This is a genomic window from Botrimarina mediterranea, from assembly GCF_007753265.1.
Lineage (GTDB): Bacteria > Planctomycetota > Planctomycetia > Pirellulales > Lacipirellulaceae > Botrimarina > Botrimarina mediterranea.
Genome location: NZ_CP036349.1, coordinates 2,230,786 through 2,256,823 on the forward strand (window position 1 = coordinate 2,230,786; position 26,038 = coordinate 2,256,823).

At 63.0% G+C, this 26,038-nt stretch carries 23 protein-coding genes; 4 read left to right on the top strand and 19 right to left on the bottom strand.

Annotated features, from left to right (window positions below; translation table 11 throughout):
* Nucleotides 1-400: 400 nt before the first annotated feature.
* The 3 genes from Spa11_RS08950 to Spa11_RS08960 are packed head-to-tail and all read right to left on the bottom strand — an operon-like array spanning nucleotide 401 to nucleotide 2,496.
* Nucleotides 401-874 (bottom strand): hypothetical protein, encoded by a 474-nt coding sequence (locus tag Spa11_RS08950; protein WP_145110989.1) that lies wholly within the window; start codon nucleotides 872-874, stop codon nucleotides 401-403.
* Between the two features lie 33 nt (nucleotides 875-907).
* Complete coding sequence (locus Spa11_RS08955) at nucleotides 908-1,390, bottom strand: hypothetical protein (protein ID WP_145110992.1); 483 nt, start codon at nucleotides 1,388-1,390, stop codon at nucleotides 908-910.
* Nucleotides 1,391-1,431: 41 nt separating this feature from the next.
* On the bottom strand, nucleotides 1,432-2,496 hold the full coding sequence (locus Spa11_RS08960; RefSeq protein ID WP_145110995.1) for a hypothetical protein: 1,065 nt from the start codon (nucleotides 2,494-2,496) through the stop codon (nucleotides 1,432-1,434).
* 384 nt (nucleotides 2,497-2,880) lie between these two features.
* On the opposite strand from Spa11_RS08960, the gene Spa11_RS08965 reads away from it, so the two are divergent.
* The 4 genes from Spa11_RS08965 to Spa11_RS08980 all read left to right on the top strand — a co-directional run bounded on the left by Spa11_RS08965 (nucleotide 2,881) and on the right by Spa11_RS08980 (nucleotide 12,382).
* Nucleotides 2,881-4,287: an IS4 family transposase gene (locus Spa11_RS08965; protein ID WP_145110998.1), complete on the top strand. Its 1,407-nt coding sequence runs from the start codon at nucleotides 2,881-2,883 to the stop codon at nucleotides 4,285-4,287.
* A gap of 436 nt (nucleotides 4,288-4,723) precedes the next feature.
* Nucleotides 4,724-5,710, top strand: a complete 987-nt coding sequence (locus Spa11_RS08970) for an AAA family ATPase (RefSeq protein ID WP_145111003.1) — start codon at nucleotides 4,724-4,726, stop codon at nucleotides 5,708-5,710.
* A gap of 27 nt (nucleotides 5,711-5,737) precedes the next feature.
* A complete protein-coding gene (locus Spa11_RS08975) occupies nucleotides 5,738-8,215 on the top strand; it encodes a S8 family peptidase (protein WP_145111007.1) in 2,478 nt (825 codons plus the stop codon).
* Between the two features lie 339 nt (nucleotides 8,216-8,554).
* Complete coding sequence (locus tag Spa11_RS08980; protein ID WP_145111010.1) at nucleotides 8,555-12,382, top strand: hypothetical protein; 3,828 nt, start codon at nucleotides 8,555-8,557, stop codon at nucleotides 12,380-12,382.
* A 328-nt stretch (nucleotides 12,383-12,710) separates the two neighbouring features.
* On the opposite strand, the gene Spa11_RS08985 is transcribed toward Spa11_RS08980, so the two are convergent.
* The 16 genes from Spa11_RS08985 to Spa11_RS09060 all read right to left on the bottom strand — a co-directional run bounded on the left by Spa11_RS08985 (nucleotide 12,711) and on the right by Spa11_RS09060 (nucleotide 26,023).
* Nucleotides 12,711-12,992 (bottom strand): DUF1580 domain-containing protein, encoded by a 282-nt coding sequence (locus tag Spa11_RS08985; protein WP_145111013.1) that lies wholly within the window; start codon nucleotides 12,990-12,992, stop codon nucleotides 12,711-12,713.
* A gap of 383 nt (nucleotides 12,993-13,375) precedes the next feature.
* Entirely contained in the window at nucleotides 13,376-14,230 is an 855-nt protein-coding gene (locus Spa11_RS08990) for a GP88 family protein (RefSeq protein ID WP_145111016.1), read from the bottom strand.
* A 179-nt stretch (nucleotides 14,231-14,409) separates the two neighbouring features.
* Nucleotides 14,410-14,757 carry a hypothetical protein gene (locus Spa11_RS08995; protein ID WP_145111019.1) on the bottom strand — a complete coding sequence of 116 codons (348 nt, stop codon included), beginning with the start codon at nucleotides 14,755-14,757 and terminating at the stop codon, nucleotides 14,410-14,412.
* Between the two features lie 79 nt (nucleotides 14,758-14,836).
* On the bottom strand, nucleotides 14,837-15,577 hold the full coding sequence (locus Spa11_RS09000) for a hypothetical protein (protein ID WP_145111023.1): 741 nt from the start codon (nucleotides 15,575-15,577) through the stop codon (nucleotides 14,837-14,839).
* 552 nt (nucleotides 15,578-16,129) lie between these two features.
* The gene (locus tag Spa11_RS09005; RefSeq protein WP_145111026.1) at nucleotides 16,130-16,732 is read right to left on the bottom strand and encodes a hypothetical protein; all 603 of its coding nucleotides are present in this window, start codon (nucleotides 16,730-16,732) and stop codon (nucleotides 16,130-16,132) included.
* Nucleotides 16,733-17,163: 431 nt separating this feature from the next.
* A complete protein-coding gene (locus tag Spa11_RS09010) occupies nucleotides 17,164-17,364 on the bottom strand; it encodes a hypothetical protein (protein WP_145111029.1) in 201 nt (66 codons plus the stop codon).
* A 217-nt stretch (nucleotides 17,365-17,581) separates the two neighbouring features.
* Entirely contained in the window at nucleotides 17,582-17,848 is a 267-nt protein-coding gene (locus tag Spa11_RS09015; RefSeq protein ID WP_145111033.1) for a hypothetical protein, read from the bottom strand.
* Between the two features lie 386 nt (nucleotides 17,849-18,234).
* Entirely contained in the window at nucleotides 18,235-19,680 is a 1,446-nt protein-coding gene (locus Spa11_RS09020) for a hypothetical protein (RefSeq protein WP_145111036.1), read from the bottom strand.
* The gene (locus Spa11_RS09025) at nucleotides 19,677-20,429 is read right to left on the bottom strand and encodes a hypothetical protein (protein ID WP_145111039.1); all 753 of its coding nucleotides are present in this window, start codon (nucleotides 20,427-20,429) and stop codon (nucleotides 19,677-19,679) included. The genes Spa11_RS09020 and Spa11_RS09025 overlap by 4 nt, the downstream gene beginning before the upstream one ends.
* 72 nt (nucleotides 20,430-20,501) lie before the next feature.
* Nucleotides 20,502-21,170: a CAP domain-containing protein gene (locus tag Spa11_RS09030; RefSeq protein WP_145111042.1), complete on the bottom strand. Its 669-nt coding sequence runs from the start codon at nucleotides 21,168-21,170 to the stop codon at nucleotides 20,502-20,504.
* A gap of 95 nt (nucleotides 21,171-21,265) precedes the next feature.
* Entirely contained in the window at nucleotides 21,266-21,652 is a 387-nt protein-coding gene (locus Spa11_RS09035) for a hypothetical protein (protein WP_145111045.1), read from the bottom strand.
* Nucleotides 21,653-21,851: 199 nt separating this feature from the next.
* On the bottom strand, nucleotides 21,852-23,186 hold the full coding sequence (locus tag Spa11_RS09040; RefSeq protein WP_145111048.1) for a nitrogenase component 1 family protein: 1,335 nt from the start codon (nucleotides 23,184-23,186) through the stop codon (nucleotides 21,852-21,854).
* Entirely contained in the window at nucleotides 23,183-24,313 is a 1,131-nt protein-coding gene (locus tag Spa11_RS09045; RefSeq protein WP_145111051.1) for a protein kinase domain-containing protein, read from the bottom strand. The genes Spa11_RS09040 and Spa11_RS09045 overlap by 4 nt, the downstream gene beginning before the upstream one ends.
* A 143-nt stretch (nucleotides 24,314-24,456) precedes the next feature.
* Nucleotides 24,457-25,197, bottom strand: a complete 741-nt coding sequence (locus Spa11_RS09050) for a vWA domain-containing protein (RefSeq protein ID WP_145111054.1) — start codon at nucleotides 25,195-25,197, stop codon at nucleotides 24,457-24,459.
* Entirely contained in the window at nucleotides 25,194-25,505 is a 312-nt protein-coding gene (locus Spa11_RS09055; RefSeq protein WP_145111057.1) for a hypothetical protein, read from the bottom strand. Before Spa11_RS09055 ends, Spa11_RS09050 begins: the two co-directional genes overlap by 4 nt.
* Before the next feature lie 62 nt (nucleotides 25,506-25,567).
* Nucleotides 25,568-26,023, bottom strand: coding sequence for a DNA N-6-adenine-methyltransferase (locus Spa11_RS09060; protein ID WP_145111060.1), 456 nt, complete (start codon nucleotides 26,021-26,023; stop codon nucleotides 25,568-25,570).
* Nucleotides 26,024-26,038 lie beyond the last annotated feature (15 nt).

Below are 26,038 nucleotides of genomic sequence, written 5' to 3' on the forward strand. Positions count from 1 at the left end.
CTCAATAGCCACCCTGACCCAACAGGCCGTTGATTTCCAAAGAGCCAGCACCCGCGCTCAACCTTAGCAACGTGTCGAGATAGGCATCGGGCCGCGGACGTTCTTGAGCATCTTAGCCAACCCGGGCCTGCGTAGGTCCGACACGCATCAGTTTCCAGGGACATACATCTGTCACCCTTGCGACGAGCTTGGTCGCGTCGTTCTCCGCTGCGCGCAATCCGTCGCTCGGCGTTTACGACCCATGCACGTATCATCGAACGTTGTGACCGACTCGCACACAGCACCGTGAAACAATTCGATTCTGCGATCTTCGGAGTGCCGCAAAGGCGATAGGGATCAAAGGCAGTATGTCAAAGCCGGCCAACTCGTAGGCGAGCGGCCGTAGCACGGGCTGGACGAGTCAAGCTGATCGGCTTTCCGGTTGCGGAAACAGCGAGCGGAGTAGTTCCGGGTCGTCATATGACTTCTGAACGGTGTCGGCGAACTCCTCACCGAAGTACTTGCGGGCAATGTTGACGCTACGGCTACGAGGGTTGGGGTGTGAGTGCGACTCGCCCTCAGTGAGAAGGTAGAAGAGGTTAAACACGATGATGACGCTCTGGAGAGCGTTCTGCGGGGTGTATGCGGTAGGCAGGGTCGTCAGTACCTCTTGCAGCAGCCCAAAACCGGTGGCGTCGGCGGCGTACTCGATTGCGTGGTCCTGGTTCTCCTCGAAACGCTGAAGCCACGGATTGCCATCGACCGCGCAGAAGCGGGTCTCGTTTTCCAGGTCGCCGTTCAGGAAGTGCCCGAGCTCGTGGCAGACAATGAACAGCTCGGCCAGATGCAAGAGTGCAGATTGGCGACCGGCGACGGACGGGTGAAGTTTGAGCATGGCTCCATAGGGCGCGCCGAGCTGCTTATAAGTCTAGACCAGCTCCGGGAGATACTCGCGTAGCTGGGCAACCGTTAAGTCCTCGGCCGGCGTAAGGTTGCAGTACGTCACCAGCCGCGGATCATCCCACGCGATGATGATCTTCACGAACTTATTCAAAAGCTGCATTAGACCGGTGTTTATCAGGATCGCGTACTTCCCGTCCGAGCTCTTGTAGATTGCGGCGTTCGCCTCGCCGGTATCCAGGACGCCGAGGGCAATGCACGGGTGGACGCGGGCCGCAACCTCCGGCGAAAGCGAACCGTAGACCTCCGCCTTAAGTTGTTCTCCAACGACCGACATCATATTGAGTTGCTCCGGCGTGTAAGCAGCACCCGGCTGTAGCGCTTGCATGTCGGCCTGCGTCCGGGCAACCATTTCCGTGTCCGGGTTGTCGCCGCTGGCCGGGGCAGCGTAGAACACACGCAAGTAGGCAAGGAAGTCGTCCGCGGTGGCGAACGTCTGGGGTGTCGTCATCACTCACCTATCTTTGGGGTCAGGTCTGTGCCGTCGCAGACTTAGACTTCTTCGATCGGCGTTGGCGTGACGTAGGCCTTGACCGGACCATCGGTCTTAGGCGGCACGACCCGCAGCAAATCGAACATGCTCTGGCGCAGTTCTTTGCTATGCAGCGGGAACGTCACGACGATATTGTATTGCGGTGGCTGCGCCTGAGAATACAGCCGGTGCCACAGTTCTTCGAAACGAATTTCGACGGCCACGGCGTTCAGATCCACGTCGTAGCACGCCGAATAGGTCTCGTGTGAAGGGTTCGGAAAGTTGTACTTGAACTTGTCGTTGTACTTCGGCTGAAAGTGTCGGATGAGCGCCGCCTCTGCGAAGCAGACCCGCTGCCGTTCCGTCACCGGGTTGTCCAACATCCTGAGCATGTGGGCCAGGTCCGCGTCGCCCGTGACTTCGGCGGTGTGTTGCTGCCGCCCGTCGAATGACAGGATCGTGATCGGCGGCTCGAACGAGAGCAGCGCCAGCCATATTTCGTCCTCTGGCGCGTTAGCTGCAAGCTCCGCGTATATGGCCAGCAAAGTCTCGTGGTTCTTCAATCGGTCAGGGGCAGTGCGTTCACCCTCCTTCCCGTACGCCTGGCCGACGTACAACACCTCCAGATCCACGTGTTTAATCTGAGTGGGGTCGTGGAGGTCTGATCCAATCATGCTCATCATGTAGCCGGCGTGTAAACCCACGACCAACTCTCCCTTGTCGTCGAGAATCCGAACCTCATTGTGCGGGTAATCGCACTTGATCGGCCGCTTCTCCGGCTCCACAGACATTTCGGTGGTGAACGGGACGTAGACCGGGCCAGTTCGCTCGTGGACAACAAATCGCGCCGTCATGGTCATGTCGCCGTAGGAGATAGACGTCGGGTCGAAGGTGATCCGAGGTCGGCGGCAGATCATGTAGATGTGGAACGGCGATTCCTTTGCCAGTTTCAAGAACTCGGCACCGTCCATCTGGTGCCGCTGCACCAGCACCGGACGGCTGCAGAACATATTCACGCAGCCTTCCGAGAGGTACTTCCGCTTGGCCTTCGGCCCGTCATCGTCCGTGGCATCGACAGCTGTCATAATAATGTCGCTTGTTCGCGGGCGAAGGTACACCTAGTCGCATCGTTCACAGTAGACCCGAAATCCCGTAACTTCGTCAGGAGAGATGGGCAACTGGCCCTGGCCGCTCTCACAGAGTGTTCCATCTACCGGACAGCTTACCGGTTCGACCTGGAAGCCCGTCTTGCTCTCCTGCGTGTACTTGACGCGACCATCTTTGCCGATGGCAGCACACTGAGACATTTCATTCCGAGGTAAATCAGGGCGACCTTAGGTGCTTCGGCCCGACACTTGAATGGCACGTAGTTCGTCGCAAGTCGTTTCCGAGAAGTGACCTACGAAGAAGGGCCTCGCTCGCCTAGATGGGAGTTGTCACTTCCCCATCGAAGGCAAGGAGGCCCAGCGATGCGAAGCATTACCGACGGACGCTGTCGCAGCCAGATCAGCTTTCTACGGCGGCAGTTCTTGCAGGACGATGGCCTGCCATTCGGAGATGTGCTCAGCGCAGCGACTCTATCGCGGGCCCTCGCCACGCTTGAGGGCGGTTGGGTCGATCGGATCTACACGCCGCTGACGACGCTGTGGGTCTTCCTCGGCCAGGTGCTCAGCGCCGACCACTCGTGCCGAGCCGCCGTCGCCCGGCTGATCGCCCACCGGACCGCGCAGGGCCAGAGCAGGTGCTCGGCCGAGACCGGCGCTTACTGCCAGGCCCGCAAGCGATTGCCGGAGGCGTTCTTCGCCGAGGCGGCCCGGGAGAGTGGGCGTTCGCTCGACTCGCGGGCGAAGAAGGAATGGCTCTGGATGGGTCGGCGCGTCTACATCTACGACGGCTCGACCGTCCAGATGGCCGACACTCCCGAGAACCAAGCCGCCTACCCGCAGGTCTCGAACCAGCAGCCCGGCATCGGATTCCCGATCGCACGCATTGCGGCCGTCTTCTCGCTCTCGTGCGGGGCGATCCTCGATGTCGGCGTCTGCCGCTACGCCGGCAAGGGCCAGAGCGAACTGCGGCTGCTCTTGAACATGCTCGACGTCTTCTGTTCGGACAGCGTCGTGCTCGGCGATCGGTTGATGTGCTCGTGGAACAACTTCGTGCTGCTTCAGCAGCGGGGCGTCGATGCCGTCTTCCACTTCACGGTTCACCGAGCCACCGACTTCCGTCTCGGTGAACGACTCGGCCCGAGCGACCACGTCGTCGCGTGGCCACGGCCTTCGAGCAATCGGCTGTTCCCGTGGAAGCAGTTCATGGCGATGCCCGACTCGATCCGGGTCCGCGAGTGCCGGGTAAGGATCGCCCGGCCCGGCTTCCGCTCGAAGGTGCTCGTGCTGGCGACCACGCTCTTGGACGCGAAGCGTTATCCCAAGGAAGCCCTCGCCGAACTTTACCGGGCCCGCTGGAACGCCGAACTCGACCTGCGGTCGGTGAAGACGACGCTGCAGATGGACGTTCTGCGGTGCAAGACGCCCGAACTGGTGCGCAAAGAGATCTGGACGCACGTGCTGGCGTACAACCTGATCCGCACCGTGATGGCTCAGGCCGCGATTCGCCATGGCGCCCAGCCGAGAATTATTAGCTTCAAGGGGGCGGTTCAGACGCTCGAAGCGTTCCAGCCGCTGTTCGCCGCCTGTCGCTCATGCCGACGCCAGCTCTACGACGAACTCCTCGCCGCCGTCGCGGCCCACCGGGTCGGCGACAGACCCGATCGCTACGAACCCCGCCACCTAAAGCGACGCAAGAAACGCTACGACCTCCTCACCCGTCCACGCCACGTGCTCAAATCCCTGATGGCCAAAGGGGTTATCGTCAACTAAGTGCCATTCGCCCGACACTTCTCTGCGTCTTCGGGGGGGGGCTGGCCTACCACCTAGACCAAGCGGTGACAGCTAGTTACCCGCGCATCGCAGACTGTCTCGACATCCTGGTAGCCGCCAGGTCCGTCTCCTATCGAATTGATTGGTCACGAACCTTCTGAGTGCTCTGCCGGGGGCATGCTGGGCGCGCCTCCTTGGGCGTTTCGAGCGTACGCCATTCGCGTTCCGGCAATATGAAGTAGCGCCTGGACGCCCCCGTCGGACGGCTGCACGAACGAGCGCGGCGCGGCCTGTATTTTGCTAGAATTAGCGTAAACGGGGGACGCTAGCTTGCCAAAAGCGTAGCCAACCCAGTTTGACGCCCCCGCGGTGGTTTGGTAGTCACCGCCGCACCTGTTGATCAAGAGGCTTCTAGCAGAATTGCGGGACCCCGACGATGGCGACCGCCGCCCAAATCAAATCCTTGCTGCGGAGCTACGGCGACGCCGACGGCGAGCAGTTCGTCTCGGTGGCGTTGCAGATCGCCGCGCACTCGGCCCGTAAGGGGGACGCGAAACTCGCGCAGGAGGTGCGGGACCTCGTCGACGAGATCAAGCGGCGGCAGAGCGAGGGGCGGATCGGCGGCGCCGTCCCGATCGCCCAGCAGACCGGCGACCTTGCCGGCCTGCTCGCGGTGAGCTATCCCAAGACCCGATTGGCCGAGATGGTCCTGGCGGAGACGACGGCCGGCCAGCTGCGCCGGGTCATCCACGAGTACCGGCATCAAGACAAGCTGCGGAGCCACGGGCTCTCCGGGAGGAGAAAGCTGCTGCTCGTCGGCCCCCCCGGCTGCGGGAAGACGATGACGGCCTCGGCGCTCGCGGGCGAACTCAAACTCCCGCTGCTCGCCGTCCAGCTGCACGGCCTCATCACGAAGTTCATGGGCGAGACGGCGGCCAAGCTCCACCTCGTGTTCCAGGCGATGGCGCAGACCCGCGGCGTCTACCTCTTCGACGAGTTCGACGCGATCGGAGCGGACCGTGGGGGCCGTAACGACGTCGGCGAGGTCCGACGCATCCTGAATTCTTTCTTGCAGTTCCTGGAGCAGGACCACTCGGACAGTTTGGTCGTCGCCGCCACCAACTACGTGGGGATGCTCGACGGCGCCCTGTTCCGGCGATTCGATGACGTCGTCCATTACGACCACCCGACCGGGACCGAGACGGTCGCCCTCATCCAGAACCGGCTGCGGGCCTTCTTGCAGAAAGAGCCTGATTGGGACTTGATCCGCAACGCTGCGACAGGCCTTAGTCACGCCGAGATCGCCCGCGCCTGCGACGACGCGGCGAAAACCTGTATCATCGACGACCAGGATGCGGTCACCGACGAGCGGCTGGTGGATTTACTCGTCGAGAGGCGCCGCACCCACCCGGCTGCGGACTGACTGGAGACCTGTTAAGGCGGCTGACTCATGGACCCGTTGCGGCATCTCTTTCCCTCGGTCCGAGACGCCGCCGAGTCTTATCAGTATCCGCACGATGTCCGAGGCAGCGGCTCTTTCGACGTCCCGCCGAGGGACCGGGTTCCCCACGCCGAAGCGCTGACCCTTCAAGTCGAGGCCGCGGAGAACGCCGCCTCGTCGCAGCCTGTGCAAGAAGGGGAGGCGGCGCCCGAAGGCCTCGTTCTCGACTTCCGCGGCGACCCGGGCTTCAAACTCAAGCTCGACAGCCTGGAGTTTCGGCAGAGTGGGATCGAGCTCCGCAGCGCCCGCACCGACGCGACCGGGGTGATGCACGCGTCGGTTTTCGTTCCGCACGGGAAGACCGGGTACTTCGTCAAGCGGTTCGAGCAGTACGCGCGCGAAGAGACCAAGAAGGGTCGTCCGAAGAACCAGGAGCTTGTCGAGAGCATCACCGAGATCCGGCTGGCGACGCTCGAGTCGTTCTGGCGTGACGCCGGCGAGATGCCCAGCGCCGACGAACCGGTCTGGTGGGAAATCTGGCTCTCCGACACGGGGCGTGACGGGGAGGTCGTCGGCCTGTTCCGCCAGCGGGCCGCCGCGCAAGAGGTCGCCGTGACCGACCGCGACCTGGCGTTTCCCGAACGGCGGGTGGTGCTGGCCAAGGCGACCAGGCTCCAGCTCTCCGCGATCGAAAACCTCTTCGACATGCTGGCCGAGCTGCGACTGGCGAAACTACTGCCCGGGGAGTTCATCGACCTCGGGCCGACAGGCCAGGGGGAGTTTGTCGAGGAGGCCGTCACCCGGGTTACCGTGACGCCTCCTTCGGCGTCGGTTTGCCACCTCGACACGGGCGTCAACCGAGGACACCCGCTCCTCGAAGTCGCCATCGGCAGCCAGCATGTCCTCTCGGCTGACCCCGCCTGGTCGCCAGCCGACCCCAAGGGGCACGGGACCGAGATGGCGGGCCTGGCCCTCTACGGATGCCTCACCGGCCTGCTCGGGTCGCAAGAACCCATGACTCTGCGGCACTGCGTCGAGTCGGTGAAAATCATGCCCGACGGGGCGGCGAATGACCCGGACCTGTGGGGGAGTCTGACGATCCAGGCGGCCGCGCGTATCGAGATCGCCGCTCCCCAGCGGAGCCAGCGGGCGTTCTCGCTGACCGTCACCGCCGAGGCGCGGGACGATGGGGCGCCCTCCTCCTGGTCGGCGGCGGTGGACCAGATGTGCGCGGCGGTCGACGAGGAAGCGCCGGGGCGACTCGTTCTTGTCGCCGCCGGCAACCTGCCGCTCGAACTGCGGCATGAGCACCCCAACCGGAATCTTGTCGAGGGCGTCGAGGACCCGGGGCAATCGTGGAACGCCCTGACCGTCGGCGCCTTCACGGAATTGGTGTCGGTCCGGCAATCGGCTTACAGCGGCTGGCGCCCGGTCGCCTCGCGGTCGGGCGAGTTGAGCCCCGCCAGCCGGACCTCCCGTATCTGGAGCAGCCGGTCGTGGCCGATCAAGCCGGACCTCCTGATGGAGGGAGGCAACGTCGCCATCGACCCCGCGACGGGGAGGGCCGACTTTATCGACGACCTCTCGCTCTTGACGACAAGGGTCCACGCCAGCGGCGCCCAGCTCACGACGACCGGAGACACTAGCGCAGCGACCGCCCTGGCGTCTCGTTTCGCTGCGCGCCTCTGGGCGGAGTACCCGTCGCTCCGCGCCGAAACGGTCCGCGCATTGATGGTTCACTCGGCCCGCTGGACCGAACCGATGCTCGAGTTCGCGGACGGCAACAAGGAGACGCTCTTGCGTTGCTGCGGATACGGCGCGCCGGACTTCGGCAGGGCGTGTTGGAGCGCCGCGAACGCCGCGACGATGGTCATCGAGTCTTCGTTGCAACCCTTCAGGAAGAAAGTCACGTCCGGCGCGGAGAACAAGAGGTCCGTCAGCTACACGTCCCACCAGATGGACGTTCACCGGCTCCCGTGGCCCACCGAGGTGCTGCGGGGCCTGGTGGACGCGGAGGTCAGGATGCGGGTCACGCTTTCCTACTTCATCGAGCCTAGCCCTGGTCGGCGCGGCTGGACGCGGAAGCACCGCTATCAATCGCACGGCTTGCGCTTCGAGGTCAAGCGGCCGGAGGAGACCCTGGACCGGTTCCGTAAGCGGGTGAGCAAAGCGGCACGCGACGAGGACGAGCAGGTCGACGGAGGGGGTGACGACCGGGAGTGGTCGATCGGCAAGCAACTCCGCTGCAAGGGGTCGGTTCACTCCGACATGTGGCGCGGCACCGCCGCTCAGTTGGCGGCGTCGGGCGTCATCGCGGTGTACCCGGTCACGGGGTGGTGGAAAGAACGGCCTCACTTGAATCGGTTCGACAAGCGGGCGTCGTACTCGCTCGTCGTGTCGATCGAAACGGACGCGGTCGACGTCGACCTCTACACGCCAATCGTCAACCAGGTAGCTGTGTCGATCGATGGTTACGGCGGACCTTAGGTTGACGTAACGTCCTCCGGAAAGTCCAACATGCTCATGGCATTCAGGAGGATGGATACTTCCGTCGCTCGAATCATAGCAATCGCGGCATCATTGAGTTAAGCGGGCAGCGCAGGCCTCGAATCTGCGTCGAAGGCTTTGGCTTCGGCAGGGTCGACGCCGTGTGAACCTGCCGGGTTCAGAAACGCCGAGGCTGTCGGATTGCATGGCGCCGACGCAGCTTCAGCGACGCCACGCATAAAGGCGACCGTGTCAACGTGCCCAAGTACAGGGGGCGTGTTGCTTGCTAAAATGAATCGCTTTTCGATTCACCCCAACAGATGCGGGAGGCTTCCGTCGATGTCTTGGACGTCTGCAATCGACCTTAAGCACTGGGCCGACACTCTGGCCTCACGCGGTGAGCTGCCCTTGCTTCTTCGCCGTTTGGTGAGGTCCACCGTTCCCGACGACGCCACGGTTCTCTTTCCGGCCGGCGAGCAAATAGGTCGTCCTGGTTTTGATGGCGTAGTCGTAACCAGCCGGGGCAACCAGTTTGTGCCCACAGGCAAGAGCTGCTGGGAAGCAGGTGTGAACAAGGGCTGCGCCCAGAAGGCGAAAGAGGACTTTGATAGTCGCACCGCTTCTGAGTCGGCCGAGACACGTCGAGAGTCGATTTTTGTTTTCGTAACTCCTCGGGAGTGGCGGAAAAAAGACGAGTGGGCCGAGCAGCAAGAGCTGTCAACGGACTGGAAGGGCGTTGTGGCCCTCGACGCCAACGACCTAGAACACTGGCTGGAGACCTTGCCCCATGTGGACGCTTGGTTCTCACACCAGACGGGGTCACGCCCGGAGGGTGTGCTTGACCTCAGTTTGCGATGGAAGGCGTTAAGGGAGGTCGCAGACCACCCACTCTTACCCGAGGTGTTCATTACCAGTCGTGAGTCAGCAGTCACAGAACTCCGCGAGTGGGTCGCTTCCCCGCCCGGTTCACTTTTGTTGCGATCGTCGAGCGTCGAGGAAGGCCTGGATTTCTTGTGCGCCGCTGTCGGGTCTCATGCCGACGCTGCTGAAGCTGGATTTGAGCGTCTTGTCGTCATTGACGAAGTCTCTGCTTGGCGCAGACTGGCGGCTAGTCACAGGCCGCTCATTCTGACCGCCTCGGTGGCGGCGCCTTTGAGCGCGGAAGACGTGGCGGGGGCAATCGCCTCTGGCCACCATGTGCTGATCATCGCCGCGTCACGAGGGGGGACCGCTAATCGCGAGATGGTCCTGCCCAGACAAGACGCCTATGCGGTCGAGCAGGAGCTTCTTCAATGCGGCTTTGACGCCTCCACCGCGGCGGCGTTGGCACGCTCCGCCGGGGGCAGCACAACGATCTTCAAGCGGCTAGCGGCGAAACACCCTTTTAGCACGATTCCGGGATGGGCCGGGGGCGAGGTTCGGGAGCGGCTGGCTCCTTTTGCGCTCCTCGGGGGCTGGCGGCATACTACGGCCGAACCGCCTGTAGAACCACTCTTTCCAATTCATCTCCCATTGGACGTCGACTGCGTATGCGACCTGGCGGGCGTTAGCCGCGAGCAACTGGACGAGCTGCTAGTTCGCTGGACCGACTGCGACGACGCTCTCTTTCTCCGGTTTGGAGAAAGCGTGGTCCTCGCTTCCAGAGAAGACGCGTGGCATCGACTTGGTCCTCTGATCACCCCCTCGGTGCTGGGTCGGTTCGAGGAGCTCGCCTCGCTAGTCTTGTCCGAAGACAACCCCGCGTTCGAGCTCCCGGAAAAAGACTGGTGGCTGGCCAATCTCTACGGGAAAACCACTAGTTTGTCCGCCGGCTTTCGCAGAGGGATTGTCGAGTCGCTTGCGCTGATGGCCACTATCCCAACGTCCAATCAGACAACCAATCCTGATTTCAGCACGATTATCCGTGGCGTCCTCGTGAAGAGTCTGCCGGAGGGATCGTCGTGGCGTCGCTGGGCTACTTTTGACCGCCAGCTTGAAGTGATCGCCGAAGCCGACCCAGAGTTTCTGCTGTCGCGACTCGAGGGAGACCTTCGATCAGCGGAACCCGAGGTGCCTAAGCTCCTGGTTCAGCGTAGCGACGGGGTGTTTCCGACCTGGACCCACTGCGGGTTGCTATGGGCGTTGGAAATCCTCGCCTGGGAGCCCGCCTATCTCGAACGCGTCACGAAGATCCTCTGTCTTCTAGCAGAGCGCGAGCAAGAGATACCTGGAAACTACTCAAATAGGCCTTCGAACAGCCTGCGCGAGGTGTTCCTGTCATGGAATCCTCAAACCAACGCTACGACTGAGCAGAAGCTCGCCGTGCTTCGCAGAGCTAGAGTCGCACACCAAGACGTTATTTGGAGGTTTCTTGTCTCCCAGCTTCCAGACGGCATCGACTCTACCTCTCACCCGACCGCCAGACCCAAGTGGCGCAACTGGGCCGCAGGCTGGTCACAAGAGAGGAATCAATCGAATTGGCGGGAGTATGCGTTTTCGCTGATAGACCTGCTAATCGAAGAAGCCGGCTTGGTCCCAGAGCGTTGGGCTCAGGTGCTCAATGGCGTATTTCGTTGCGGCGATTCGGTAACCGAAAGGGCCCTTTCTACGCTTGATCGAATCGCCGATTCTGGGACGGAAGTGGACCCTAGCGGCCGTTTGTGGACCGCCATGGGTCGGATTGTGCGTTCCCACCGTTCATTTGCCGAGGCGGACTGGGCATACCCAGAAGCGATTTTGTCGCGAGTAGAAGATGTCGGAAGCAGAATCGAGCCCTCCGATCCAGTTGTTCGGCACCAGTGGCTCTTCGACCGACACGTTGAACTACCCGGCTTCTCCGGCGTTGGCTCCGACCACAGTGAGTACGAACACGAGCTGAGTCAAAAACAGAAGCAGGCTCTCCGAGAGATTGTTCAAGAAGCGGGCTGGCTAGGTGTTGAGCGGCTCATCGCGAATGTGGAGCGAGTGCATGGTATCGGATGGACGGTCGGCGAAAACCAGCTCTTGAAGCCGACTGACTTTAATCTGATTGGGGCACTCACTAGTGACGACGAGAATAGGCGAGTCTTTTCCCACGACTACATCTTCTCATCCGTTAGCTTTGCTGGGCTGGCGTTCTTGGACTCTCTCGAGCTGGGGACCATGGACCCGGCGCATGCGGCTGCGCTCGCATGCGCCGCACCTTACCAGCGCTCTACTTGGGATTGGATTGACCAGCATCTATCTCCGCAGATCGCCGACCTCTACTGGAACAAATGCCGAGGATGGGCGATGCAAATGCCGCAAGACGACGTCTCGTTCGCTGTTGAACGGCTTCTTGAGGCGAAGCGAGCTTTTTCTGCGTCCTCGCACGTCCATCAGGCGTCTCACAATAACCCGATCGATGCGGAAACCGCGGCCCGTGTCCTTGAAGCCGGCTTCGTACGAGATGCCAATGTCGAACCGGTCGATCAGATAGATAGCTACGCAATCCAGGAGCTTATCGGTGAACTCCAAAAGCAGGATGCGTTCGATCAAGCGCGATTGGCGAAGATTGAGTACGGGTACTTGCCCTTACTAGACCGGCATACGTCGCGGACTCAGCCTAAGACCCTCTTTGCTGAGCTGTCGAAGAATCCGCAGCTGTATATAGAGCTCCTGACGCTGGTCTACAGAAGCGACGAAGATGATGCTGCTGAAGAGCGATTGGATGAGAACGCCGTCGCGCAAGCGAAACGCGCTCACGATTTACTGGATGCGTTCAAGACCATTCCCGGAACTGGAGAGGACGATGCGATTGATGAAGCCGCCTTGCAGGCATGGGTTGACGAAGCGAGAAGGCTGGCCGCGCAAGTTCACCGCGCCGACATCGCCGACCGTAATATAGGCCACCTCCTCGCCAACTATCCTTCGAACGACCTGCAGGCATGGCCACCGCAGGAGATTTGCCGTGTGATAGAGTCGATTGCTACTATGCCTCTGAGGGAGTCGTTTGTGATCGGAGTGATTAATAGCAAGGGTGTCTGCTTCAAACCCCAAGAAGGCGGTGATCCGCTCCGCAGGAAAGCAGAGTCCTATCGATTGAGAGCTAGCAGTCTGCAGGCCGACTATCCGAATGTTGCCGACATCCTACGCGACTTGGCCGCTCACTCCGAGGCAACCGCGGAACGTGATGACTCAGATGCTGCTAGGAGAAGGCTCGGTCGATGACGCGTCAGTAGTTGGAATGCGTTTGTTGCTTCTGCAGATACAAGGAACCTGCGTCGGGCTGCATCGTACCTAGACCTACATGCTTAAATGAGCATAGAGTGCCGTTGGGGCGTCTTGTATGCACTGCCGATTATCGCGGTCGATGTCATTTGGATACGCGGCGATCAGGATAAATCCAGCGCAGTTTTGCGAAGACGTGGACATTTAGGCTGCGTTAACGCAAGGGAGGGACAGTCAGAGCTTCGCCGCTCGCACTGGCGTCTTATTTCTGAAGCATCACATTTTTGTTGGATCCAGGCTGTGAGGAGCTAGTCGGGGGGGTGAAGCATCACATTCCGCGCTGCGTCAGCAACTTTTCGATTGCGTCGTTGTAGTCGCTTGTAGCCGTCGGCTGATTCGTCGCTTTCAGGAAACGCCCCAGCGCTTCGGCCGACGTGTAGCGGGAGTGGCCCACCCGGACGGTCTCCAGCACGACGCCGCGGAGGCCGCGGCGGGCCCAGCGGTGGACCGACTGCAGGTGGACCCTGCGGCCCCGCCGCCGCGGCAGGCGGGCGGGGACCTCGCTCAGCGGGAACAGCGTCTCGTTGTGTAGGTCGATTTCGCCGGTCATCGGCCTCGCCTCTTGGTCTGCTCTCGGCCGTCAGCCCGGTTCCTTGTGGGATGGCGGTTGGGGGATCGGGGCTTGGACTCCGTGTCGTTGCGCTTAAAGAGATGTCGGTGGGGAAGGGTGTCATGCTCGTCGCGGTGTGATTCTGGGGGTCGCTCTGAAGTTGCTGTGACGCGTGTCTCTTGTGCGATGCTCGGGACCTCGGTTCGGGCTCGACAGAGGGGACGCCGCCCCTCGCGCCTCTGCCCTCGCCGCGGCCCTCAGCCGTGGGGTGGAGGGCCGAGGCGACGGCGACGGCGGAGGGGCTCGACGGGACTCTGTTGGGACAGGGCTCTTTGTTTGGATTGAAAGGTGGGGGAGGGAGTCCACTCCCTCCCCCGGTTCGGTCACGCCGCTACGCCTCGTTTCACGCTGGCCGGCTCGCCGGCCTGTTGCACCACAAACCCCGACAGGTCTTCTCGGGCGATGCCCTTGGCGCGCAGCCCCACGACATAGCCGCCCCTTGTTGGAGCCTCTTCGTCGTCGAGGAACCTCGCGTCGTGCTTGTCGCCGTCGATGACGGGGTAGCCCCAGTACGTCTCAGGTAGACTCGGCCAGAAGACGACCGCCACCCCGGCGCCCTCGGCCAGGAGCGAACGGGCCTCGGCCGCGTTCGTCTCGCTGAGCGAGAACGTCAGGTGGTAGTTGAACGGGAAGTCGGACAGCCCCCGTCGGCCCAACAGGAACTGACGGACCCGTGAAGGGACTTTGGTGTAGTCGTAGAAGTCGATGTCATCGAACTCGACGAACAACTCACCGTGCAAAGTCTCCCACTGGGCGTCGCTCGTTCCGTTGAGCCGCACGGCGGGCGTCATCCCCTCCCGTCGTGCGTCTTCCCTGAGCAGCCGCAAGTCGCAGCGCAGCAGGTCCATGAAGTGCTCCTGGTCCACCGCGTAGAGCGCCGTGCGGCGGTCTCGGGCGTTAGCCGATTGCAGCATCGTCATCCGCCCCGACGTATGCCCCAGGCAAGCCCGGAGGCAGCCCTCACTAGCGCGGGGGCAGAAGACCCCGGGGGTGAGGTACATCGACCGGGACAGGACATCGACCGAGCGAGATTTCTCCGACTTCGCGGACGACGACAAGAGCCGGCTTGGCCGCCCGAGTCGCTCGAGGATTTCCTTGGGGTGGTGGTAGTGAAACATCGACTGCGGGTCCCCCGTACGGAGCACCCGGAGCCGTGAAGCGGTTGGTTGTCTGGTCATAAGCGTTCTGTCCTTTTGGCGGCCTTGGTCCACCGAGGGGAGGCGGCCGCCTTGCCCAACTCCCTCGCCCCAGACGCGTAGCGCGAGGGGCCAGGGCATGGGCGTGGAGAGAGAACGCGGCGGACAGATAACCAACGTGGGCATCACCGAACTAAAAACTCCTTGGTTCGGGGAACGACTCAGCGGTGCTGCGGCACGAGCCGCACCCAAAAGCCCGCAAAGAAAGGCGTAAGCCCGCAGAACTTGTAGACGAGCGACCGCCGGTCGGGGCCCGCCGTGCGGACAATCAGCCGGTTGCTATCCTTGTCGCGGAAGGCGTGCCCCCCCGGGAACGCGTAATCGACCGCCTCGGCGCCCCACCGGCCCAACAGCCAGTTGCCCTCGAACCAGCGGTCGTGGATCACCACCGCGCCCGAGTCGAAGAGCGTCAGCACGCCGTCGATGACGACGCGGTCGGGCTGGTGCTCGGCGTTTGTGTCGTTCAGCGGCATCGACATCCAGCGGATGCGGGTCGGTATTGGCGGCATCGTGAGGTTGCTCTCGCGGGTTTGGGCGGCAAGGGGTGTTGGGTTGCACTCCTCGGGTGGAGGGACCTGGCTATGTAGGTCAGCGGAGGGAGGCCGGCGCCTCCAGCGGCGTGACGCTCCGCACCGACACCGAGTAGGTGACGCTTCTGGCGATGCGGTCGGCGACCGACATCATCAGTTCTTCAGACGGGGTGTTGGTGATCGGGACCATCATCCCCCCGGCGGCCTCGCAGAAGGCGCCGAGTGCAGGGGTTGGCTCGCAGACGAGATAGACCAACAACCCGAGTTCTCGCGCCTCCATCCCGATCGCTTCGGGAGAGCGGCCCGACCGCGCAGGCTTGGTGTCGGCGTTGATGAAGACGAGCATCACCCGTCCGCCGGCGGGGCGGCTCTGCCGCTCGTCGAAGCGGAGGAACGCCGACTCGAACGCGCTGAGGTGCGTCTCGCTCGCGTCGCCGCCCCCCTTGTAACGCACCGCCGCCACGGCCGCGCTCGCTGCGTTCGCGTCCGCGTCTTGACGGATGACGTTGGGGAACTCGTCGTAGTCCTCGTCGCGGTGCGTTTGCACCCAGACCGACAGCCGGCCAACCCGCCGCTCGACCTCGGTGAGGATGACGCGCGTAGCGAGCGTGACCCCGTCAGAGAACTCCTGCCCGCTACCGGTCGCGTCGACCAAGACGCCGAACTCGACGCCCGCCGCCGAGCCGGCTTGGCGGACGCTCGGTTCGACGCGGAACCTCCCTCGTGGCGTCTCAAACTCGCCGAGGTTGGGCGCGGTCAATCCGGCGTCGCCGCGGGTGCGTTTAGCGGGCCAGAACATCGCTTCGGCTCCTGACGGTATGGGGGTGCAGATTGGTAGTTGGGGGGAGTGATTGGCCTGACGTTCCGCTGGCGGTTGTTTCCGCCAAGGCCAATCGACCGACTGGTGTTCGGCGTTACTCAGGCTTGGTTGTGGTTTGATGCGTCTTGCGGCGTTAGGCGTTGCGAGGTCTCTCACCCCCTGAGGGCCCCGTCGCCCAAGCCACCGCAGTGACTTGGGACGATGGGGAGGAGGGGATGTGACCAGGCCGCGGCCCAGTCACCAGGGGAGGCACTGAGCGAGCAGGTGTCCTGCGCCGAGAACCGCCTCACGCATCAGCTCGTCGGGCAGCCGGGCGAGTCCCACAAGAACGTCGCCTACGCCAAACGCCACGAGCAGAAGCCGAACACGGGTGGACAGGCCTCGCTTTCTTCCTTGGTAAGTCCTCATAGACAATCCTTCTGATAGGGGCGGGACTTTTGGACCGACACGACCGCAGTCGATGCGTCTTAAGAACCCGCCACGCGTTAAGCCGGTCGGTGAGCGAATCTCACGCGAGCCGGATAAAACACCTCACCACAGTTCGAGCGGGCCCTCGCGGTAGGCCCGCCAGACCGATTCAATCTTCTGTCGCGTATAGCCGCGGCCGAGGACTTCGACCGTGACGGTTTCGCCCTCGCGCTCGTAAGTTGCGTCGGGGCGCTCACCCGCCTGGGGCGGGAAAGCGTCCTCGTGGCGCCAAGCGTCGGCACGACCCTCAGCTAGCAAGCGCAGGTAGACCGCTCCGACCGAGGCGTCGTGTTCGAGTTCTCTTGGGCGCGGCGGACGGCAGGCGCCACCAAAGGTGGCGAGGCCGTTCTCCGTCGCCCGGACGCAGACCGCTTGCCGAGCCAAGGCGGCCCGCCAGCGCTGCTGGTTCCGCCAACTGACGGCGGCAAGGTTCGGCTTCATATCCCCTGGGCGGTAACGACAGAGTGGGCCTTCAACGGCTACAACGCCCAGGCTTAGCGAGTCGGCGACAGCAAGCTTGTGGCGGACAAGCGTTCTCACCCCGCGGCGTGCGCAGTCGAGCGGGTCACGCCGCGTGCCAAAAAACGCCTTAGCGATTTGACGGACGGTAAGCACGCGGGAGTGGCGGGCGAGGGTCTCGATCGTTTGCCGGGTTTCGGGGGGCATGGTCTCTAACGCCTACGCGTCGGGCGCAGCGCGCAAGTCGTAACGCGCGTCGTGGCGCGGAGTTATGCGTCCTTCGGTCTCGCCGCGCGCAGCGTGACTATCCCCCAACCAGGGCGGCGCCGCCGTGACGAGGGCGAGCAGCCCGCCGCCGCAGCGGGGACAATGTTCTGGCGCAACTACGCAGAAAAACTTGGCGGTGCAGTCGCGGCACGCGGCGTAGGTCGCGGTAGGCGGCGGTCGTCCCATGGAGAGAGTTGATGAAACAAATAGGAAGGATCCGCAGGAGAACTACGCAATCGCAAAGGCCCCTGGCCGTCCTCGCGAGGCCGCCGGGCGACTGTCCGACTACACAACCGCTGGCGTCCGGCCGACGCCGCGTTTGCCGCGCTTGGAAGTCTGCTTGGTGACCTCCGGGCGACGACTCATGACTCCTACTCGAACGAGAAGCCAATCCCCAATGCGCTGGTTAGCTCGGCGACCTTGTTCATACTCAGGCGGTCGTCTTCGGCGCACGCCAGCAAGAACACCAGCACGGTCCCGACCGCCTTCTTCTGGTCAGCTGGCATGTCGTGCATCAGCTCTTTCAGCGCATCGAACAGTGCGATCTCACCGTCTCTTATCTCTTCTGTCATAGTTGACTCTCATTAGGGTCAGGGTCCGAGCGGGTAAGCGGGAGGGTGAGCAGTGCAACTAGATAGGGGACTGTTACGCCGGCCCAAGGGCTCGTCGGGGCACGCGGCGTAGGCCATGGTTGGCGGCGGTCGTTTCATGGAAGCGGTCAAGACTTGAAACACTCTGAATCAAAGGAGGCCCTCGCAATCGCGAGAGCCTCCGGGTGTCCGAAGAGGCTTACCAAACCTCGAATCCACCGCAGTGGCGGAGGAAGTCGCAAAACTCCCGCACCAATTCCGTCCTGGCCCGGAAAGGCGACCGGACTTGATCAGGAGGCAACGTCTGGACTTCCCCGTCGGTGAGATAGAATCCCCAAGCGTCGACTTGGAGGGCCGAATCAACCATGAAGCACCAGTCGTCGGTTTCCAGCAGTTTCTCCAGCCGACGGGCGATCTCGTTGCAGGTCGGCTGGTCGTCAATGCCCGCCCCCCAATTGGATGACATGCCGACGAGGGTCTCCCTGTCGAGCAGGTCGGAGCAACAGTGCTTAATCGCCTCGTTTAACGGGTGCCATTCCCAAACACTCGCGCGGAAGCAGACCCCTCTCTCATCGGCTGGCTTTTTGCCGTGAACGTCCATGCCCATACTCATCTCCTTGGATAGAGCCTCGCCAGTTAGCCGGGGCGGCGAGGGCTCGTTAGCTTCGCCCCTCGCTCGCGGCCGCGGCTGCGAGCGAGCGGAGAACAGGAGTGAGCAAGTGGATAGGACGTCGTAGCGACAAAACCCTTCGGAACACCGCACAACCCGGCCTTCGCTTGCGAGAAGGCTTGGTTGGACGGTGATCAGCTGAGCCGTCGTCGCAGAGCCGGGTGTTGAGCGTGCGAGAGCCTTCATTTGCTCTCCGACTGCGGAGCTTCTTGACGAATCCGCCATGACTGCTCATCGCAGAGACGGCGGTAGAGGTCTCGCAGCCGACCCACGCGGTCCGAGCGGTGGAGGTCGTCGGCTGCCAGGGGCGTCGCGGCGACTTGCGAGCTTGCTGGTGTCGAAAGCGTTGGAGTTGCAGGCAGCTTCGAGGGAAGCGGCTTGTTCTTGAGCTTGGTGTGCTCTGCCGGTGAAGCGGTTGGGGGGATGACCGTGAACGGGATTGGGTCGCGATGCTTGTCGCCCAGCCGGAGCACGGCGTACGCCTTCATGGCGACTCCGGAGAGCTCAAGGATCTCGTTGCGAGTGAGTCCCGGCTCGCGCGTCTCTCGGACCGAGGTCGTAAGCGACATGCCGCGAAGCGACTGGCTCTTGTCGGGACGCAACACGTCGAGGCTGCGGTTTTGAAGCTCCTTGATCTCCTCCTCGGATTCGCGGGCGAAGAGGATCCGCTGACATTGGCTGCGGATGATCGGCCGGAGGTCCCCTTCGGGATTGATAAGCTGCGAATCGTCCTGAAAAACCGTGTAGTAGGCGATGCTCCACTTTCTGGCGAGCACCATGCCGCTGTCGACGGCACTCCTCGAAGACGCGACCTGAGCGTACTCGTCTACCGGCACGTGGAGGTAGCGAACTGGTTTGCCTTGTTCATATCGGTGGGCGGCTTGGACTAACAGCGACCAAATCATCATCGTCGCCACAGCTCGCGCCGACTCAACGCGGAGCGCCGACGGGATATAGACGACAACGACGGCAGACGACTCGATCGCCTCGCCGATGTCGAGCTTCTTCGATCCCTTGCCGGTGAGCGCGTCGAAGCTGAGCAGCGTCTCGGCGGCGAGGTAGGCTTCGCTGGTGTGCTGGGAGTTCTTGCACGCTTCACCCATCCGGCTCAGTTCACGCGCCAGCTCGGGGAAACTCGGCAAACGCCCCAGGGTCGTCGTCAGCGTCGCGAAGGCCTGCGTGATCGCCTTGAAGTTGATGCGGCCCCAGAACTTCCGACCGTAGCCCTCGCCGTGTAACAGCGAGAGCCCCGAGGCCGTCCCCGACTCGGCGAGAGTCACGTCCGCCGCGTAAGCGGGCGTCCCCTGGATCGGGTCCCACGAGCAGCCGTCGTGCCCGTTGTCGAGCGAGAGGAAGTAGAAAGGTTTGCCGGCTTGCTCGGCCGCTTCTTTGAGGATCCAGAAAGCCGCCTGGTCGCCACCGAGGTCGATGAAGAAGCAGCCATCCGTTGGCAGCATGATGAACTGCTTCAATACCGACAGCAGGAAGAGCGTCTTTCTCTGCCCGACGGGACCGGTGATAGCGAAGTGCTTCTCGCGCAGCTGGTCCAGCGCGACGTCGAGCGGGCCGGAGTCGGTCATCCCTAGGCGGATGAAGCCAGGACGGACGGGTTGAAGAGGTGGCGTCATGGCTGGCTCCCGCGTCGTAGGACCTTGGCGAGCGTCGCGGTCGTCGGACCGAGGCCGATGACCACCCGACGACCGTCAAACCGTCGGTCGCCGTCGAAGGCGTCCTGCAACTGCTCGACGCGCTCGGGCGTGTGCCCGACGACCGCCAGTCCGAAGTCTTGCGACTGAACCCACGGACGCACCTTGGCGTTCGCAAGCGTTTTGCGAAAGACTTCGTCGGCCTTGTCACGAATCGTCTTGGGCTTTCCAGAGGCGGCGACAAGAACTCGAAGCAAGACGATCCGCGGCACTTCCTCCTTTCCATCATCGAACTCGTCGGTAACCAGATGCGGTGTATTCGCCGCAAACCCACCGTCCAGCTCGTTGACCTCTTGCGGCTTCAAACGTGTTCGACGCACGCCTTCCGCAGCCTCCAGTACGCAGAAGCAAGCGACCGCCATAGCCGCGTCGAGACCCGCCCCGCTCATCGCCTTCGGCCGGACCGTCACGCCAATCTCACGGCCGCCGGCCGGCGTCAGCGTCGCGTACGACACGCCGCCCGGGATCGCCGCTGTTTGGAGAGTGATCCAGCCCTTCGCCTCGTAACGCCGCAAGACGTGGCCCGCCTGCTTTCCCTCCAAGAACCGCTTCGACACCGTCGCCGCCACCGCCGCCTGGTAGCGCAGCACATGACGAAGCACCGCCAAGTCGCGTTCGGCGTACTCCTCGGCTTTCCGGCGGCGGTTCGGGTTGTCGGCGGCGGTGGACATTGGGGGGGGATGGTCGGGTGGCGAGGGACGGCGATGGAAAGCTGGTAACTGGGCGTGAGGACGCGACTTGCGTCATGCGTGGCGCGCTCGGCGTGTTGGGGGCGCGAAGTGGCTCGTTGGCTGGGGCGTGCCGAAATTCTGGGTGGCGTAGTAGCCGCCGGACGTGTCGCGGATGACCCCGATGCCGACCTCGGCCGTGTCGCCGACGAGGTTCCGTTGGTGCCCCGGCGAATGGACCCACCCGTCGTGCATCATCCAGGCGAGGGCGCCGAGTCCCTTGCCGGGGGCGAGCACATAAAAGAGGTTCTCGGCGTACCGCTCGTACTCGTAGCCAAATCGCTCCAGCCGCTCGGGGAGGACGACGCCGTCGCTCAAGACGTGCGCAAACTCCTCTAGCTCGCCCATCCGCGTCGATTGGTAAAGGGACGACAGCTCGAGTTGCAGGTTCCACGTCACGGGGCGGCAGCCTTGCTCAATACGGTAGGCGTTGAGGTGCTCAAACAGCTTCTCGGCGATCCATCGACAGTCGCTGTCTTGGTGGTGGCGGCCAAGCCTCTCGGCGACGGCGCAGGCCGCTGGCACGACCTTGTGAGCCGGCGACGTGCGCTTTCGTTTGCTCGCAAGCCGAGCGACCTCTCTTGCCGCGCACCAGACGCATTCACCAACGAGCCAGACGGCAAGCAGCGGGAGCGGCAGCACGACGATGCGTCGCTGGGTCGGTTCGGTGTTCTTTGGGGGCATCGGCGTACGAAGTGGTTAGGGCGTCAGGCGGTTAAGCCGGAAAGAGGAGCCGGGCCCTCACCTTTAGGTGAGGGCCCGGACTCCGGGGTTGACGTTTAGCCAGCCATCGCCGCGAGCAGCCCGGTGGGCTTGGTCGCGCCGTTCGGCCTCGCCATCGCTTTCACCTCGGACACAACCGCTTCAATCCGTTTGCTCAGCTCGCTAAGCTCCGATTGAAGGTCGATAGGACAGTTCGGGTCCTTAGCGAAGACACTCGCCATGAACCCAACCGCCTCGGCCGCGTCCCGGCACTGTTCGGGTTTTAACAGCCGATACGACCTGCCCCCGTTGGGGTTCGTGCGGCTCAGGCCCCAGAAGGCGCCGTCGTCCGCGACAAACAGATCGACCTCGGTCGTCTCATTAACCCGAGCCGATTCGGTCGATGTGAAACGACGACCTTCCCTGTTGCGGCTCCCGTTCTTGTTGTTGCCAAAAAGTGACATACTTTCCTCCGTTCAATAGCGAGACTCTCACAACGAGGAAGCGAGAGAGGCTCGCGGTTGTTGATCCGCTTCCTGCTGACGGCTATCAAGCAATCAGCACGCGGCAGACAACGGGCGGAGGGCGACGAAAACTCGCAGGGATGACTAAACGATCAACAAAAACTCCAGTTGGTTTGAGGGAGTGGGCGGGCCGGCTGCGTCACCGGACACGGCGGAGCTCGTAGTTCTGAAGGCCAAGGCGCACGACCTTGTCGCTACGCGTCGCAAAGCCGTAGCGGACGCCGGTCACGCTGGCGTGGCCGTCGTCGGTGAAAGTCAGGACCGTCCCGGCGAGGTCGACGGACTCGCCCGAAGCGAAGGTGTAAACAAGCCGCTCGGCGACAAACGAATCGGCCTCGCCTCGCTGGCGCAGCCGGCCTGAGACCTCGGTGACGACGCCACGCCGGCCAATGCTCGCCAGCAGGTCGTCGCCCGAACGCTCCAGGACGATCTCGAAGTTCGAGTCGGGCGCCGCCCAGACGCCTGCGAATCGCTCGGCCCGCCTTTGCGTGGTCGCCCTCGCTTCAGCCTTCCGCGGGTTAACCCTTGGTTCCGGCTTTGCCCGCTCGCTGGTGAAAGAGATGTCGGGCGTCGGGATCGGCGACCACGCCTCTCGTCGGACCGCGGGGACATTGGACAGCGCACTCAGTGATTGGGGGAGCAGCAGCGGCTTGTCCTGCGCGAAGGTCTTCTGACGGGCGTCGGCCTTGAGCGAAGTCACGGTAATCTTGACGGCAGGTTGCTCGGCTTCCTGCTCAAGTCGCTGGCCCGTCGTTCGGCCGTGCAACGACCGCAGCCGCTCGCGAAAGTCTGCGAACGAACGGACGTAGGCGGCCAAACGCGAAAGGAATTCTTCCGTCTCGGCGCTTTCTTCGGGCACGATTTCAAGCAGCGCCTCGACCCTTTTGAGCTGCGTATCGACCCGTTCAACGAAGTCGAGGTTGTCGGTGATGGTTTCGACCGTGGGGCCGACCAGAGTCTCTTGCTGGAGGTACTTCTCGGCGATCGCCCGAAACGACTCGCTCCACAGCCGGTAGTCATCCCTTAGTTCTTCGTAGGGCTCATCGGCGGCGTAGTCCTCGAACCGTTTCGCCGCCGCGGACAAGACGGGCGCCGCTTCGCACAAAGTCTCGCCGTACCGCAGCGTGTCCGCACGCGCTTCCTTGTGCGCAGCGGCAACTTCGGGCGTGCGCCGCTGCATCTGACGGACGACCGCCCGCAGCTCAACGATCGTCAGCCGCTCACCGTTTAAGTTGTCGTCCGCGATGAGGGCGATCGCTTTGTCGAGCCGGTCAAGCGACAAACGCATCGCTTTCTCGTCGCGTTCGACTTCCTTGCGCCACAGGAGTCCGCGTTCAAAGACCTTAGCCTCCGCCGTCGCTACGCTCTCGGCTTCGACGGGGAGGGCAGGAGTGTCCTTCGTCAGCGCCGCGCCATAAAGCGCCATCGCCAGCAGTCCCAGCAACCCCAGCGATACCAGTACTCGGATCGTCATCGGGTTCTTCTCCGAAGGATTTGCCAGAGGGTGGGGGTCTCGCCACTCGCCGCCGCCTCAAGTTCGTAGAGATGCACGGGGAACGGCGGCGGCGTAGAGGAGGAGACCGAAGAGAGCCACTGTTCCTCGCCCAGGTTGTCGCGAGGGCTTTGGCCGGAGCCGGAAACAAAGTTGGGGCCGCTGAATAATTCCGAAACCACTCCTACGGGAGCGACCGGCGCCGAGACGACGCCGGACCACACGGCAGCCGCCCCGGCGGCTAAGAGCGACGCGGCCGCCAAAGGTTTTTCGAGGCGACTAACATCACTCCGTGAGTGGCGCCGGGCCGGCGGGCCTCCACCAATACGGACCACTTCCCATGCTTCGGGGCTCAGCGTGACGTCGTCTCCGGTGTCGAGGGCGTCGAGGACATCGACAACGTCTTCGATGTCGGGCCGCTTCTCCGGCGCCAGCGCGCCACGATCGAAGAGGCGGCCAAAGAGTTGACGCAGCTCACTCGGCAGTTGGTCGTAATCGGGGGCGTCGCGCTTCGGCTCGACATCGGCGTGACGGCGGCCGTAGGGCCAGAGCCCACTCTGGACGCGTTCGGTCAGTTTCGGTCGGTCGCCTGCGCCGAGCCAATGACAATCAAACGGATGCACCCCCGCCATGACAAGCTGGAAGATGACGACTCCTAAAGCCCAGACGTCGTGCCCTGTCATCGAGCGAAAGTTACAAGACTCTAAGACCGGAATAAGCTCCGGCGCCGCGTACTCCCACTTGCCGGTATTGCAGCTATAGTTGAGGCCGTTTTCGTAGCACGCGACGGAGTCGAGGTCGACCTCAAACACTGCTCCCGCGTCCGTCACCAACGAGTTCGGCAAGTCGCCACGCACCAAGCCAGCCCGGTGCAGGTCCGCGACCGACCGGGCGTGGTTGCGGGCGACGCGGATGAGGTATGACATCGGCAGCCAGCCAGACGCCCCCAAGACGTACTCCAGGTCGAGGGCGCCGGTGGGGGCGGCGGGCATGGCGTACCCGACAACGCGGCCTTCGCTGTCGATCGCCAGGTCTCCCGGTAAGGCGTAATCGTGCTCCGGGTCGCTCGGCGTTAAGGAGACCGACTTCAGCCAGCGGAGCTTTTGCACATCGGCCTCCCCCCTTAGCACTTTCAAAACTCGACTAGGATTCGTCGAGTGCGGGAATACGTCGCTGTAAGCGCCGGAACCGAGGGGCCGCCCTAGGTCAAGCGCGTAGTCGGACACTTCGAGAGTGACGCGCTTTGTCATCGCTAACCCTCCGCCCGCATCGGCTTGCCGGTCAGGTCTTCCAGAAGCAGGACTTGACCCGCCACGGATCGCGCCTTCAGCGACAGTGAGTCTGAGACGAAATCAAAGAAGTTGACGAAGTCTTTGACACCCCGCATCGCCATCGGCCGACGGCTGGGGTGAGCGAGCTCCTCTGCGATGGCGGAGTCAGGGTTCTCACCGGCCAATAGCAAGAAGACGTTGATGCCCTCTTCGAGGCTCCGGTCACGCGCCTCCAGGGCGCGATGGCGTCGACCAGGGTCGTTAGCCCAGTAATCGCTGAGGACAAAGATCCATGTGCTCGCAATGTCTACGTCGCACTCTGCCTGCCGTGCGTTGCGTTCCGTAATCGCATGCTCGATTATGTCGGCGTAGAGGCCATAGAGGGGTGTTGAGGCCGATGTCGGCAGCTCTGGCATCTGCAGCCCCTCGGCGGGCCTCGAGTCGACGTAGCACTTGGTTTCAGCGCTGTCGGTAAACGCCCAAACCGAAACGTCGACGCGACCCGCCAAACGTGGATCGGCGCGCATCTGCTGGGAGAACCGCCGCACACCTTCTTTGATCTCTTCCTGGCCACCGTTGATGTAAGTCGACGGACTATTGTCCCAGCCAAAGCAGATGGCGTGGCGACCCGAACGCTCGGGAGCGTGGCGACGAGACTCTTCCGGTCCTGACAGACGAGGCCGTTCAGAGAACGGTGCGAACGAAAACTTGCGAACGCTCATCGCCCCACCTCCTTCTTCTTCGCTTCCTTGCGGGCTTGCCGGTCGGCGGCGCGCAGCTCGGCGATCTTGGCGTGCGCTTGGATGAGAGCATTGGATACCTCAAGAAGATCCTCCGACCGCAGCGAATGGGTCTTCCTCCAGCCGTTGTCCTTTTCGTCCTGCCGCTGCTCAGGCGGCAGACAGTAGGAACGACTCACATAGGTGCTGTAGCGGACCTGGCCGTCTTCCGACTCGTTGGCCCAGACCGTGACTTTGATGGCGCTGAAGACGAACTCCGCGGCGGGGCCGTTGGGTGCTTGGGTTGGCATCGCTTCTTTCCTAGGGCTAGGGGTGGGTGCTTGTTGCGCTGAAGTTCCGTTTTACAGGGGGCTCACGCCCCGGGGCGGTTGCGTAAGCCGCCGCCGGGCGGGCGGAAGATGACGATAGCGCTCGGAAACGGCGCGGAATTCTTCGCGTCACCAAAGCGAAGCCGGCCTCGCAAGAATCGGACCTCGCCGCGGGCGGCGTACCGGTGCCACCAGACGGTGTCGGTTCGGGCGGGGACGAGGCAGACAACCAGTGCGCCGCGTTGGGACGACTCGTACGCTTTTGCCATCCAACGCGTTATCTGCCGGCCGTAAGGCGGGTTCATCCAGCACGCATCCTGGCCCCAATCGACGCTCAAGCCGTCGTCGTCCCTGCTGTAGTAGCGGACGCACTTTGCGTTCTCCGGCGTCGCGCAGACGTCGACGTCGAAACCGAATTCGGCGTTGAGGCCTTGGAACAAAAACTGCGGAGTCTCCCAGTCCGACGATTTCGACGAGAACAGGACGGAGGCGTTCTTCATGTTTATGTAGGGCGG

Coding starts and splice junctions, on each gene's coding strand:
- Spa11_RS08950 (WP_145110989.1), bottom strand. CDS start 874: ATGCTCAAACTTCACCCGTCCGTCGCCGGTCGCCAATCTGCACTCTTG.
- Spa11_RS08955 (WP_145110992.1), bottom strand. CDS start 1,390: ATGACGACACCCCAGACGTTCGCCACCGCGGACGACTTCCTTGCCTAC.
- Spa11_RS08960 (WP_145110995.1), bottom strand. CDS start 2,496: ATGACAGCTGTCGATGCCACGGACGATGACGGGCCGAAGGCCAAGCGG.
- Spa11_RS08965 (WP_145110998.1), top strand. CDS start 2,881: ATGCGAAGCATTACCGACGGACGCTGTCGCAGCCAGATCAGCTTTCTA.
- Spa11_RS08970 (WP_145111003.1), top strand. CDS start 4,724: ATGGCGACCGCCGCCCAAATCAAATCCTTGCTGCGGAGCTACGGCGAC.
- Spa11_RS08975 (WP_145111007.1), top strand. CDS start 5,738: ATGGACCCGTTGCGGCATCTCTTTCCCTCGGTCCGAGACGCCGCCGAG.
- Spa11_RS08980 (WP_145111010.1), top strand. CDS start 8,555: ATGTCTTGGACGTCTGCAATCGACCTTAAGCACTGGGCCGACACTCTG.
- Spa11_RS08985 (WP_145111013.1), bottom strand. CDS start 12,992: ATGACCGGCGAAATCGACCTACACAACGAGACGCTGTTCCCGCTGAGC.
- Spa11_RS08990 (WP_145111016.1), bottom strand. CDS start 14,230: ATGACCAGACAACCAACCGCTTCACGGCTCCGGGTGCTCCGTACGGGG.
- Spa11_RS08995 (WP_145111019.1), bottom strand. CDS start 14,757: ATGCCGCCAATACCGACCCGCATCCGCTGGATGTCGATGCCGCTGAAC.
- Spa11_RS09000 (WP_145111023.1), bottom strand. CDS start 15,577: ATGTTCTGGCCCGCTAAACGCACCCGCGGCGACGCCGGATTGACCGCG.
- Spa11_RS09005 (WP_145111026.1), bottom strand. CDS start 16,732: ATGCCCCCCGAAACCCGGCAAACGATCGAGACCCTCGCCCGCCACTCC.
- Spa11_RS09010 (WP_145111029.1), bottom strand. CDS start 17,364: ATGACAGAAGAGATAAGAGACGGTGAGATCGCACTGTTCGATGCGCTG.
- Spa11_RS09015 (WP_145111033.1), bottom strand. CDS start 17,848: ATGTCATCCAATTGGGGGGCGGGCATTGACGACCAGCCGACCTGCAAC.
- Spa11_RS09020 (WP_145111036.1), bottom strand. CDS start 19,680: ATGACGCCACCTCTTCAACCCGTCCGTCCTGGCTTCATCCGCCTAGGG.
- Spa11_RS09025 (WP_145111039.1), bottom strand. CDS start 20,429: ATGTCCACCGCCGCCGACAACCCGAACCGCCGCCGGAAAGCCGAGGAG.
- Spa11_RS09030 (WP_145111042.1), bottom strand. CDS start 21,170: ATGCCCCCAAAGAACACCGAACCGACCCAGCGACGCATCGTCGTGCTG.
- Spa11_RS09035 (WP_145111045.1), bottom strand. CDS start 21,652: ATGTCACTTTTTGGCAACAACAAGAACGGGAGCCGCAACAGGGAAGGT.
- Spa11_RS09040 (WP_145111048.1), bottom strand. CDS start 23,186: ATGACGATCCGAGTACTGGTATCGCTGGGGTTGCTGGGACTGCTGGCG.
- Spa11_RS09050 (WP_145111054.1), bottom strand. CDS start 25,197: ATGAGCGTTCGCAAGTTTTCGTTCGCACCGTTCTCTGAACGGCCTCGT.
- Spa11_RS09055 (WP_145111057.1), bottom strand. CDS start 25,505: ATGCCAACCCAAGCACCCAACGGCCCCGCCGCGGAGTTCGTCTTCAGC.
- Spa11_RS09060 (WP_145111060.1), bottom strand. CDS start 26,023: ATGAAGAACGCCTCCGTCCTGTTCTCGTCGAAATCGTCGGACTGGGAG.